The organism is Faecalicatena orotica, assembly GCF_905197545.1.
In the GTDB taxonomy this organism is placed as follows: domain Bacteria; phylum Bacillota; class Clostridia; order Lachnospirales; family Lachnospiraceae; genus Faecalicatena_A; species Faecalicatena_A orotica.
Genome location: NZ_CAJJZH010000001.1, coordinates 110,443 through 122,829, shown reverse-complemented (window position 1 = coordinate 122,829; position 12,387 = coordinate 110,443). Strand labels below are relative to the sequence as shown.

Genomic DNA, 12,387 nt, shown 5'->3' with positions numbered 1-12,387 from the left:
TCATTCCTTGCACTTAGAAAAGTGCAAGAACGATAAAATACTGATAGGGCAAAAATACAAGCACCAAAATTCCAATACGGCAACGCCTATCCAAGATGGGCTATCAGCTTTGAATAATCCAAGCATAGGCATAATTAAACAGCTTATAAAAAAAGCTCCATGTATTATAAGTAGATATTTCAGCCATTTATCCACTTTGGAGTGTGCATTTATCGCCAAGCCTGCAAAAAATGTTGCTAATGCCATTAGTGCATATCCTAACAAATCATAGTTAAAAAATAATCCAAATTGCTGAAAATCAAGAAGTTTAACAGCTTGTTGCGTTAAATCATTAAGTCGAACCGTTGTTAATTGAGCAAAATAAACCAGCAAGATAATTGTTGCATACACAGTAGCAAAGCCCGCTGAAATATAACCCGACAATTTGCATTTTATTTCAGAAAAATAAGCATATGCCCACATCATAATCACAAAACTAAAAGCTATAAACATTGAACAAAAATAGCTGCCGTAATTAAACCCGATTAGCATAGACAATGCGAAACCGATGATAGAAATCAAGTTAATTACACAACTGAACATTCCTATTTTCCTATTCATCAACTTGCCCCCCTCTTTCAAAGAGAATATCTATCACTTTTTTAATATAGGCTTCTCTGTCGTTTGCTTTCGTGAAGTCATAGCCAAGAACTTGTTTTGCTACATCACGCCCTAAAAATGCCGTTTGCATTGCTGCGGTAAGAATAAACACCAATACGGATTTATCATCCTTTGAAATGTCATTTTTCAGGGAATGCATAAATCCTTGCTGCGTAAGAACAGAATTACAATTTTCCACATAATTCTGTAAATCTCCAAGAATAGAAATTCGGGAAATTGCAGAATGTTCAAAAAGAAAGTGAAACACATAAGAAGCCCAAGCTGTCAAGCGTTCTTTATCAGTTTGAAATGTTTGCTCCATATGAAAACCTGTCACTATCTTTCCTATAATTCGTTGCACACATTCAGTTATCAGATTGTCTTTGCTCCCAAAATGATAGTTGATTAACCCTAACCCAATATCTGCTTGTTCTGCAATCATACGGGCGGTAATATTTTTTGTGTCGCCGTTATATTGCTCTATTAAATCAGTAGTAACCTCAACAATATGATTTTTGACATTTTCGTTTTTACTCATTGTAATAGTCCTCCTTGAACAGCGTTCAATTATATTATATTGAACGCTGTTCAGAAAGTCAATAGGCTTAAAAAATTTACATACCGCCGTATTTATATTCGCTATTATTTTCAATACTATGACCTTGAATTCTCGCAACACAGGACACAAAAGATTAAGGAAGCCAAAAGGACAAATAAAATGTCCCGCACAAAACAGAATAGACATTGAAAAGCGTTGCAATTTTTTTGAGATTGCAACGCTTTCTTTTGCGGAAGTTTGGCAAAATTGTTATACCAACCGTAGTAGGTACTAAGGAGGTAATCACATGGAAAATCGAAAACGCAAGGTGCAAATCATTGTTCGAGTGACAGAGGAAGAACGGGCGTTGATTGAAGAAAAGATAAAACAGTTCCCAACTCAAAATCTCGCCGCCTACGCCCGCAAAATGCTCATTGATGGGTACATCATTCTGCTTGATATACCGGAGATAAAAGCACATTCCGCGCAACTTCAAAAAATAGGAGTTAACATCAATCAGATTGCAAAGCGCGTCAACGAAACCGCCCGTATCTACACCGAGGACATGGACGAACTAAAACGGCTCATGGACGAAGTTTGGAAGTCGGAACGGCGGTTGCTTTTGCAATTTAGGGGACTGACGAAATGAGGGTTTGGGAAACTTTCCAACAAGCGTTTTGCAGGACAAAACACGCAACAGGCTATCCTGTTGCTATGCTTGCTCCGAAATTAGTAACTTACAATACTTACGAAAGGACGGAAAGAAATGGAACAGAAACGAGAACATGAACATAATGATTTGCTGCCTAAAAAGGGTAATCCGCTGCATGAAACGGTCCACTATAAAATCGGCGGTACAGTCTTTGAAGTATCTACCGTTTGCGGCGGCTCTGAACCGCTGTATGGCAAAATGGTGCGGCTCATAAAATCGGAATCCGTCACATCGCCTACTGACAAAAAATCAGAAGTCCACTATAATACAGATAGCAACCTGTTTGTCGGGCGTTCATCACAGGAGGAATGAACATGACGACAACAACGAATTACCCCGACAACATTACCGCTTTATATGCCCGCTTATCCCAAGAGGACGCGCTCGACGGCGAGAGCAACAGCATTGCCAATCAGAAGAAAATCCTTTTGAAGTACGCAACAGACAACGGCTTTTCCAATCCCTTGTTTTTCATCGACGACGGTGTTTCCGGCGTTACGTTTGACCGCCCCAGTTGGAATGAGATGATACACCTTGCGGAAACGGGCAAGGTCAAGACGGTCATTGTCAAGGATATGTCCCGCATGGGGCGCGACTATCTGAAAGTCGGCTACTACACCGAAAGCTTCTTTGACGACATTGGTGCGTTTCGCAGTGTGATACAGCGGCAGCAATCGGCGGAAATGGAAAAGGCATTAAAGCGGCGCAAAAAAGAACTGGAACAGGCACAAAAGCGGATTGCGGAGCTTGACCGTATCTTCAAGCGGATTTACGAGGATGACATATCCGGTGCTATCTCTCATGAACGGTTTTTGAAGTTGTCCGGCGAATATGAAGCGGAGCAAAAGGAACTGATGGCGTTTGCAAAATCCGAGCAAACGGCGGTCAATACTTACGAGCAGGACAAGGCTGATTTTGATAGCTTAGCCGCCATTATCCGCATGTATGTGGGAATAACGGAGCTGACGCCTACTATCGTCAACGAGTTTGTGAAGAAAATCGTAGTCCACGCCCCCGACAAGTCCAGCGGACACCGCCGCCAAAAGGTGGAAATCATTTGGAACTTCATTGGCAAACTGGAGCAGGACGAGGGCACGCAGACGCTTGAAAGAGAAAGAAAAAGCAAGACGGCATAGCCTTTCGACTATGCCGCCCCGCAATTACTAATTTACTTCCTTATGGGTGTTACCCTTTATGTCTGCCGCTGTCTTTATTATTATAACACTTTCATTTACTGCTCCATCTGCCGTCCTAAAAATCCTGCCGCACTCTGGGCAACCTTTTGTTCCAGTTCCCCGAATTTTTTCTTGTCGTCTTTATTTAAGAACACAACCGCCCCGATTGCATCCCCTTCACAGAGGATCGGGCAGATCACTTCTTCTTTGAATTCTTTTTCATCCGCCGTGATTCCGGCATATTTTGCGGAATCTGACTTTGCCAGCACCTGTTCTCTCGTCTGAATCACTTTTTCCAGTTCTTTACTGATATACTTATCCTGCAGATCCTTTTTCCCACTGCCTGAGGCCGCCACGATCTGATCCGTGTCCGTGATACATACTGTGCATCCCATCGTCTGTGCCAGACTTTCGGAATATTGCTTGGCCAGCGTTCCCAGTTCCCCGATCGGAGAATATTTCTTAAGTATCACTTCACCTTCTCTGTCTGTAAATATCTCCAGCGGGTCTCCCTCGCGTATCCGCAGCGTTCTTCGTATTTCTTTCGGAATGACCACCCTTCCCAGGTCATCAATCCGCCTTACGATTCCTGTAGCTTTCATAAAAAATTCCTCCATTTAACGTCATAGTAATAATTAGCACTGCTACTATTATTTGTTAAACAGAGGAAAATATTCGTTGTTTCATCAGTTTTCCATTTCTACATATTGTTCGGCAATATTTTTCACATGATCCCCCATTCTTTCAAAATCCGTCAAAATCTCTGTAAATATGATGCCTGTCTGAGGCTTACATTTTCCTTTTTTCAGGCGCTGCATCTGTTTCTTAAAATATTTATCCCTTGTGTCATCAATCTTCTGTTCCATCGCCGAAGCCTTTTCAAGAATCACGCCAGAATTACCGGGAAGCATTTCTTTTACGATATCCAGCGCATCCATACACTGCTTCTTCATAATCTCCAGTTCTTCCCTGGCCGTTTCTGAAAATCCGGCATCCCAGCCTTTCAATTCCTTTGCATATCCGGCCAGATTCACCGCATGATCGCCAAGGCGTTCCAGATTGCTGATGACCACATAGTATCCGTTGATCTGGCGCGAATCTGCCAGAGACATTTCATTTGCCATCAGAGACACGATATAGCTTGATATTTCTGCATTCAGATAATCTATGTATGTTTCCCGCTCATCTATTTTTTTCAGCTCCTTATCATTATATTTAATCAGGACATTATAGGCACTGGAAATATTTTTTTCGACCATCGCCTGCATTCTCCCCACCTCATTTTTCACCTGGGAAATCGCCACTGCTGCCTGTCCGATCGCATAGGACGGTTCAAATCTGGTAATATACTTCAGCCTGTATTCCTCGTCCTCTTCCTTTCTACTGTCAGGGAGAATTTTCTCCGCCGCAGCCGCCATATATGTTCCAAACGGAAGTAAGATTAGTGTGGTCACAATATTAAAAACAGTGTGCACATTTGCAATCTGCGAAACCGGATTTCCCGGTGCAAGTGCCTCCATCCAGCTCACAAAAGGTGTAACCAGACAGACCACCGTAAACAAAACGGAACCAAAAATATTAAACATCAAATGTATAATCGTTGTCCTCTTCGCATTCACCTTCATCCCAATTGATGCCAGCACCGCCGTGATGCACGTTCCGATATTCTGCCCGAACAGAATATAAACAGCACTTGACAGAGGAATCATCCCTGTCCCGGCCAGTGCCTGAAGAATCCCGACTGATGCGGAGGAGGACTGAATTACCGCTGTAAACACGGCGCCAATCAGAATTCCCACCAGAGGATTCCTAAAAGTCGTCATAAACTGGATAAATGCCGCCGAATCCTGCAGAGGCTCCATTGCATTCCCCATCATGTCCATTCCCATGAAAAGTATACCGAGTCCCGCAAAAATACTGCTGATATGATGTACCTTTTCATTTTTCACAAACATAATCGCAGCAACACCCGCAATGGCAAACAAAGGCGCAATGGCCCCAATATCCAGCGCAATCAGCTGTCCCGTAATCGTCGTTCCTATATTGGCCCCCATGATAACCCAGACAGCCTGTTTCAGCGTCATCAGTCCCGAATTCACAAACCCGACCACCATAACCGTGGTCGCCGAAGAAGACTGAATCACAGCTGTAATCCCTGCCCCGACAAGGACCCCCTTCACCCTGTTCGAAGTCAGCCTCTCCAGAATCGCCTTCATCCGGTTCCCGGCCGCCGCCTCCAGCCCATTACTCATCATCTGCATCCCATACAAAAACAAAGCCAGCCCGCCCAAAAGCGCCAACACATCCTTAATACCCATAATCCCATTTACTCCTTCGTATCCCCATACTGTACGCCTAACCCTCACTTAACATCAACGCACTCCGGTCCAAGAATATCACGCAAAAATCCCCCCGGTCAACCAGCCCTTCCCCTTCTTAACACAATCTTAGCACAACTTCTTTAGTACACGGGCGTCAGCCTCGTGTACGTCCCTCCCCACATAAAGTCCCACCACGCGAATCCATCCGCAGCCCTCCGCCGATTTCCCCTCCCATGATCGCGCTATTACTGACCGGCATCCCGCCCCGGCTTACGGCAGGCGCCCCCCTTCACCATCCCGTACAAGCAAGATCATATTGAAATCCTCACTTGATTCTGCTAAAATTTAGGTGATGTTAAATACACGCACAGGATGGAGTTAATCATTATGAGCCTGAAAATTCCTATAGAAACTTCCGCCAGACACATTCACGTCTCTCAGGGAGATTTTGAACAATTATTTGGTCACGGCGTGCGCCTGAACTATGTAAAGGAACTCAGCCAGCCCGGACAGTATGCATGTAAAGAAAGACTCACGGTCATTGGTCCGAAAGGGCGTTTTGAAAAAGTCATCGTACTGGGCCCGTTCCGCCCGGCGACCCAGGTGGAGATTTCCGTAACTGACGCCAGAAGGCTCGGGATTCCCAGCGTCATCCGGCAGTCCGGAGATATCAAAGGAACTCCGGGATGTATATTAGAGGGGCCAAAAGGCAGAATAGAACTAAAAGAAGGGGTCATTGTGGCAAAACGCCATATCCATATGACACCTCTCGATGCCGTCAGGGCACATGTCAAGGATAATGACATCGTCTTTGTCATCACGACAAGCTATGAGCGTTCTCTGATTTTTTCAGACGTCGTTGTCCGCGTCAGCCCGGGCTTTTCTCTGGCAATGCATGTTGACACAGACGAGGCCAATGCCTTTGCCAACGAGGATAATCCTACCGGCGTGATTTTAAAATTATTTGACGGGCATACTTATAATCTGCAGACATGGGCAGACGAATTGCAGTCCGGAATCAACCGTTAGACGTAACTGTTCAGAACCATGAACAGTTACCGGTAGACAATAAACCAGATGGAGGTATGAAGAATGACTAAAATTGAAGAAGTAAGAAGTGCTATGGTCACAGCTATGAAGGCCGGAGACAAGGAGAGAAAGGCAGCTCTCTCTTTTCTGTTATCAGCTCTCAAGAACAAGGCAATCGATAAACGTGCAGACCTGACTGAAGAGGAAGAGACCCAGGTTATTTTAAGAGAGATCAAACAGACAAAAGAAACTCTGGAAATGACACCTCAGGACCGCACGGATATCATCGACGAATGCAAGAAACGCCTCGCAGTTCTTGAGGAATATGCGCCTAAGATGATGGGTGAAGATGAGATTAAAGAAATCATCAACGGGGTATTGGCAGATCTGGGTATTGAAACTCCGACAGCAAAGGATAAAGGAAAGATCATGAAAGAACTGATGCCAAAAGTAAAAGGGAAGGCAGACGGAAAACTCGTCAGCAGCATTGTAGCGTCCCTGATGGAATAAGGTTTATTCTTTTGGGATAATTGAAGTCCGCCCGTCAGGCGGCGCGCAGAGGGAGACAGCCCGTGGGATATGCTGTTTTCAGGCTGGTCATTCGCTAAGATGTACTAAATGAAGCAAGGTCGGATTTTACAGAACTAAAGAGATTCACTCCGTTTGCCGATGCAAACGCAGCTCAGCTCTTTATGGCATTTGATTTTGGAGAATCAAATGCCATCTGTAAAATCCGGCCTTGCTTCATTAAGTACCTCTAAAGCTTATTTTATGCCCGTAAAACAGCATATCCCACGGGCTGTCTCCCTCTGCACGCCGCCTGACGGGCTAGGTTCATCCAATCATCCATAAAAACAGGGGAACAGTTCCTGACGAAATCTGGACATAAGGAACTACCAGAAACGCTCGTATATGACTAGCGGTTGAAGACGGATACCAGCAGGCCTTCTTCGCGGATTGCGGCCCAGTGGGCCTCGTTGATCTGGGGGAGAAGGTATCTGTGGGTGATTAATTTGTACAGGGGTATTTCTTTTTCCTGTGCTTTTTTTAAGAATAAAAAGCATTCTTCGTAGTCTCTTGAGGAGTAAAATCTTCCTCCGGACGGCATTGTTTCTTCATAAAATTTTGCCGTTGCTTTTCCCCTGCCTAATATGTAGCCGAGTTCGCATACGCTGCCGCTAGGTTTTATCAGGCGTTTTGCTGTGCTGCGCCCCAGGGAGGATGTGGTGCACTGGAAGACAGTGTCTGCCAGAGTCCCACCTGTGTATTTTTTGATCTTTTCCAGAATGGCCAACATTCCTTTCTTGTCACGGTAGTCTATCACTTCCGGGGCACCGAATTCTTTTGCCAGTTTTAGTCTGGCTTCTGATCCGTCGATTGCTATAATCTGACTGATTCCCATACATTTCAACGCAGCGATTACCGTAAGCCCTTCCAGGCCGCATCCTAATACGATTACTTTTTTGGTATCTTCTAAATGATTTAATTTTTCTGCCCTCTGTACAGCGCTGTTTACTGCTATAGCGGTCTCAGTCAGCAGACGGGACTCCAGATCCAGATCATTGACCTGATATATTTGGTTTCCTGCCTGAAGGACTATATAGTTTGAGAACCACCCATTTGACATAATGCCCGAATGCATGCGGTTTCCGCTAAACGATGAAGCAGAGCCTCCTGCTTTTTTGACAGCCACAATCCGGTCGCCCACTTTCAGTGTATTTCCATTCGCATCCTGAAGAGCGGGGCTTCCGAGTTTTACGATCACACCGGTTCCCTGCTGTCCTGTAAATACAGCCTGTCCGATTCTCTTTTCTTTCATAAATTCCGCAGTATCGGAAGGTGATACACAGCAGCCTTCGACCTGTACGAGAATCTCTTTCCCACTGATCTTTGGGATTTCACAGTCTTTAACTTCATAATTTTCAGGAGAAGAAAGAACTGCAGTCCTTCCTGTTTCCTTGCCCGTAAAAACAGGTTTTCTCTCTAGCATAAAAGGTGTCTTATCCACTTTAGGAGTACCCACCTCAGACAAAACCTGTTTTACGATATCATCTATCTTTATGTCCATCTTCAATCTCCTTTACCAGGATATTTTTCTCTGATTCATGCCCATGCTGTCTGTACCCACCCTGTGCAGCAGCTTATCGATCCGGATCTTCACTACCACCTTACGGTAATACACAGGGGTACTCTCATGACAACACGGTTTGTGAGCATCTGTCGGATAAACAAGATAAAACATTCCCGGCTTCATCCTGATCTTGTCCCCACTTCCTTCCAGCCATTCAATATCCTTCTCGGGATCATAGGGTGTCCTGACCGTCAGATCCGACTTATCCGCATATTCCCACATTTCACTGCCTTCTATCAGTATCTGCACATCCAGATATTTATTGTGTGTTTCAAAGTCCGCCTCTGTAAAGCCCCGGGTCTGTCCTTCCTGTACAAACGCAAATCCCTTTCCGACCGGATATCTCCCGACCGGCAGATGCTCCTTTTCCACACGCTGTACAAAACGGACCGCATCCCATAATTCAGGAACACTCCGCTGATAATAACAGATATGCTCCAGTTTATCCATTATCATAGTGCATTCACTCCATTCTCACATATTCTACAGAAGCCGTAATTCCTTCATCTTATTATAGACATCTGCCTTTGCCTGTGCATCAAGTGAAAGCGCCGGAAGCCTCTCATGCCCGTCCTTGTTTAGCACACGGTAATACATCGCCTGCTTGCATGCCAGAAACAGAGGGGAACTGTAAGCGTATATATCCATCGCATTTACCATCTTTTTAAACCAGACTGCCGCCTCATTGTAATCTCCTCGTTTTGCCGCCTGATATGCATTGACTGTAAATTCGGGGGCGAAGTTGGCAGTCGCATTGATAAACCCGTCCACGCCACAGACCAACAGGCCCATCGCCTGATTTTCGTAAGCAGAGAACACAGAAAAATCAGGATTGACTTCCTTTACTTTCTGCATAGCAAGCACATGGTTAAAATCATTGATTGTATCCTTGATTCCCACGATATTCGGATTATCCTTCACAAGCTTGCAAACCACGTCCGGATTAAAGCAATATCCTGTCAGGTCCGGGAAATTATATATTATAATAGGAAGTGATGTGTGTGAAGCAACATATCCGAAATATGCCTCAACCATCTCCGAACTGTATACACTAAAGTACGGATTAATCAACAGAACCCCGTCAGCCTCTGCTGCTTCTACATATTTCAGGAGCTCCATCGTATTTTCCAGACAGGTGTCGCCGACACCTACGATCACATTTACCCGGCCATTCACATGCTGTATCATTTCCTTTATAAAACTCTTTTTCTCCTCAACGGTCATAATACTGAATTCACCCGAAGTCCCTAGGTAAGCCAGACCATCCACACCATTTGCAATCAGAAAATCCGCCTGCCGTTTACTTGCTTCTATATCAATCTTACTTTTATCGTCAAAAATCGTGATGACCGGCGGGTTTACGCCACATAGCTTCTTCATCCTATTTTTCCTCCTTCTGATACCCCAGTTCTCTTGAAAGCGTCTTACCCGCCTTCAGCATCTCACCGGCTATCAGTTCTTTCTTATCTATCATCCTTGCTTTCGGTCCCGACACACTGATTGCCGCAACCATCCTGTGATAACCGTCATAAACCGGAACGGCCAGACACCACAGTCCTTCTTCTATTTCCTGATCATCTATTGCATAACCCTGAAGCCTGAACTCCTGAAGCTGTTTTCTCAGTTCTTCTTTGTTTCTTACAGTGTTCTCTGTAAATGCCTTGAAGTCAAGTCCATTCATAATATCACGGCTTTCTTCCGGAGGCAGGAAAGAAAGAAATGCCTTTCCGAGACCTGTACAATAGACCGGCTTTCTGGAACCGATCTGGGCATTTGTATTAATCGTACGTTCACAGTTCTCTTTTGCAATATAGACGATCTCCCCCTGTGAGAGAACTCCTAAGAAACATGTTTCTCCCAAAGTCTGCATGAGATGCTTCAGATACGGTGTGGCCATCCTTCCTATATCAAATCTGGAAGCAGCCACAGCTCCCAAACTCACAAGCTTTCCTCCAAGAGAATACTTCTTCTGTTCATCGGCAATGAGATATCCATTCTCCGCCATAGTCTGCAGGAGCGCAATCGTACTGCTCGGTGCATAGTTCAAACGCTCACTGATATCCTTGTTTGTCAGCCCATCGGAGCTGCTTTCTAAAAGTTCGAAAATCCTCAATACTCTTTCCGCAGATTTTACCGCCATAAAAACACCTGACCTTTTCCCAAAATAAAGGCTGACTCCAAATTTTTCTCATATTACGGATACACGCCTAATTTATCATTTGCTGCCTATATACACGAAAGTGTACATAGTTTCATTGATAAATTTACATTACCACGCCCAACTTTCCTTGTCAACTTTGTGTGAACAGTAACCAATAACGCAAAGTAGGACAGGAGCCATAAAATATGGCCGGCAGCCTTCAGGTTCCGGGGTCTCCCCGGAACCTGCCTCACAGCCGCCGCTCCTGTCACTGCTGTTATACTACACGAACAAGCATGAAATCAACCCTACTATGATAATCAGGATGATACCTACCACAGAGGCAATCGCCTGACCCAGCGTGTAGGTCTTCAGACCACCTGTAAAGTTAAATCCTGTCATATTTGAAACAATCCAGAAACCAGAGTCGTTTACAGTTGCCCCGAACAGCGCCCCATCCAGACACGCAAGTGCGATGAACACCGGGTGAATCGCTACCGTAGCAGCTACACTCTGCATGATTGCAAATGTTGTGAGTGATGCAACCGTACCCGAACCTGTAATCTGTCTGAACAAAAGGCCGAGTATCCAGCCAATCAGCAGGATCAGCACGATATTATTAGAGATGTTGGAAACCATGTCCTTAATCGCTTCGCTTACTCCTGATGCCGTAATAACAGATGAGAAGGAACCGCCGGCACCTGTAATCAAAAAAACAATGCCTGCCGACTTTAGTGCATTTGTTGCCACTTCTTCGGTCCGTCTGAGCCCCAGTATCTTAATAGAAACAGCCATTCCTGCAAGTGTTCCGAGCAGCATGGATATCGTTTTCTGTCCGAGGAAATCAATCCATGCCGGTGTCTTATCCATTACAGCTCCTGCAACCGTATTGATAAGAATAAAGATGATTGGTATTATAATAGGAAGAAGTGAGAGAAAGAACCCGGGCAGCTTTTCCGGGAGTATGAGTTCATCCACACTCAGTCCATTACCATTTTCGTCTTTCTCTGCATTCCAGAGTCCTCTGTCCATCAGTTTTCCATGTATAGTAACAGCTATCAGCGTCATAGGAATACCAAATAACAGACCGGCAGCGATCATAATGCCCAAATCAAATCCGAAATATTCTGGTGCCACAAGCGGGTTCGGAGTAGGAGGCACTAATGTGTGGGCAACACCCGCACCAATGGATATGGCGCCTACGATATAGCCGATACCCTTGTTCAGTTTTTTCATCAGTGCTACGCCGATCGGAATCAGAATCACAAATGTAACATCAAAGAATACAGGAATGGAGAGCACAAATCCTGCAAACCCGACTGCATACATTGCCCATTTATTCGGAAACAGTGAAACCAGTTTATCTGCAATTACGCTGGCTCCTCCGGTGTCACTGACAAACTGCCCCAGAATAATCCCCAGACCGATTGGGAAACCGATGCTTGCGAGCATGCTTCCGAAACCATTATTGATCACATTGACTAACCCAGTCGTTACTGTGCCGTCAGCACCGGTAATATCTGTCAGAGGAACTTTTGTTAAAAATCCGAGAAGCAATGAACCAAGAATCAATGCAATGGCCGGATTCATTTTTGCTTTGATGATTAATAAAACAACTGCTGCAATAGATATAATCAAACCTATGATTAAAAATGATGTTGACATCTTTACCCTCCTGCATAACTGCTATGCTGGCACTTTT

At 44.7% G+C, this 12,387-nt stretch carries 14 protein-coding genes; 5 read left to right on the top strand and 9 right to left on the bottom strand.

The window, feature by feature from the left end; all coding sequences use genetic code 11:
• The gene (locus ABIN22_RS00515) at window positions 1-600 is read right to left on the bottom strand and encodes a hypothetical protein (protein ID WP_346906064.1); all 600 of its coding nucleotides are present in this window, start codon (window positions 598-600) and stop codon (window positions 1-3) included.
• The gene (locus ABIN22_RS00510; RefSeq protein WP_346906063.1) at window positions 593-1,177 is read right to left on the bottom strand and encodes a TetR/AcrR family transcriptional regulator; all 585 of its coding nucleotides are present in this window, start codon (window positions 1,175-1,177) and stop codon (window positions 593-595) included. The genes ABIN22_RS00515 and ABIN22_RS00510 overlap by 8 nt, the downstream gene beginning before the upstream one ends.
• 307 nt (window positions 1,178-1,484) lie before the next feature.
• Here ABIN22_RS00510 and ABIN22_RS00505 point away from each other — a divergent pair, with 307 nt between their 5' ends.
• From ABIN22_RS00505 to ABIN22_RS00495, 3 genes are all read left to right on the top strand, one after another.
• Window positions 1,485-1,826: a plasmid mobilization protein gene (locus ABIN22_RS00505; protein WP_346906062.1), complete on the top strand. Its 342-nt coding sequence runs from the start codon at window positions 1,485-1,487 to the stop codon at window positions 1,824-1,826.
• A gap of 117 nt (window positions 1,827-1,943) precedes the next feature.
• Window positions 1,944-2,201, top strand: a complete 258-nt coding sequence (locus tag ABIN22_RS00500) for a hypothetical protein (protein ID WP_346906061.1) — start codon at window positions 1,944-1,946, stop codon at window positions 2,199-2,201.
• Window positions 2,198-3,025, top strand: coding sequence for a DUF4368 domain-containing protein (locus tag ABIN22_RS00495; RefSeq protein ID WP_346906060.1), 828 nt, complete (start codon window positions 2,198-2,200; stop codon window positions 3,023-3,025). Before ABIN22_RS00500 ends, ABIN22_RS00495 begins: the two co-directional genes overlap by 4 nt.
• Window positions 3,026-3,120: 95 nt before the next feature.
• On the opposite strand, the gene spoVT is transcribed toward ABIN22_RS00495, so the two are convergent.
• The gene (spoVT, locus tag ABIN22_RS00490; RefSeq protein WP_109733696.1) at window positions 3,121-3,666 is read right to left on the bottom strand and encodes a stage V sporulation protein T; all 546 of its coding nucleotides are present in this window, start codon (window positions 3,664-3,666) and stop codon (window positions 3,121-3,123) included.
• A gap of 84 nt (window positions 3,667-3,750) precedes the next feature.
• Entirely contained in the window at window positions 3,751-5,382 is a 1,632-nt protein-coding gene (locus tag ABIN22_RS00485; protein ID WP_346906059.1) for a Na/Pi cotransporter family protein, read from the bottom strand.
• A gap of 390 nt (window positions 5,383-5,772) precedes the next feature.
• Between ABIN22_RS00485 and pduL the strand changes: the two genes are divergently transcribed.
• Together pduL and ABIN22_RS00475 are read left to right on the top strand one after the other, a co-directional pair.
• Window positions 5,773-6,414 (top strand): phosphate propanoyltransferase, encoded by a 642-nt coding sequence (pduL, locus tag ABIN22_RS00480; protein ID WP_346906058.1) that lies wholly within the window; start codon window positions 5,773-5,775, stop codon window positions 6,412-6,414.
• A gap of 63 nt (window positions 6,415-6,477) precedes the next feature.
• Window positions 6,478-6,924, top strand: coding sequence for a GatB/YqeY domain-containing protein (locus ABIN22_RS00475; protein ID WP_346906057.1), 447 nt, complete (start codon window positions 6,478-6,480; stop codon window positions 6,922-6,924).
• A 406-nt stretch (window positions 6,925-7,330) separates the two neighbouring features.
• Here ABIN22_RS00475 and ABIN22_RS00470 read toward each other — a convergent pair whose 3' ends face one another.
• The 5 genes from ABIN22_RS00470 to ABIN22_RS00450 form a co-directional block, all read right to left on the bottom strand.
• Window positions 7,331-8,482, bottom strand: a complete 1,152-nt coding sequence (locus ABIN22_RS00470) for a zinc-binding dehydrogenase (protein ID WP_346906056.1) — start codon at window positions 8,480-8,482, stop codon at window positions 7,331-7,333.
• Between the two features lie 12 nt (window positions 8,483-8,494).
• Window positions 8,495-9,001 (bottom strand): NanQ anomerase/TabA/YiaL family protein, encoded by a 507-nt coding sequence (locus ABIN22_RS00465; RefSeq protein ID WP_346906055.1) that lies wholly within the window; start codon window positions 8,999-9,001, stop codon window positions 8,495-8,497.
• A gap of 27 nt (window positions 9,002-9,028) precedes the next feature.
• Window positions 9,029-9,925, bottom strand: coding sequence for a dihydrodipicolinate synthase family protein (locus ABIN22_RS00460; RefSeq protein ID WP_346906054.1), 897 nt, complete (start codon window positions 9,923-9,925; stop codon window positions 9,029-9,031).
• A gap of 1 nt (window position 9,926) precedes the next feature.
• Entirely contained in the window at window positions 9,927-10,685 is a 759-nt protein-coding gene (locus ABIN22_RS00455) for an IclR family transcriptional regulator (protein ID WP_109733689.1), read from the bottom strand.
• A gap of 282 nt (window positions 10,686-10,967) precedes the next feature.
• On the bottom strand, window positions 10,968-12,350 hold the full coding sequence (locus ABIN22_RS00450; protein ID WP_109733688.1) for a GntP family permease: 1,383 nt from the start codon (window positions 12,348-12,350) through the stop codon (window positions 10,968-10,970).
• Window positions 12,351-12,387 lie beyond the last annotated feature (37 nt).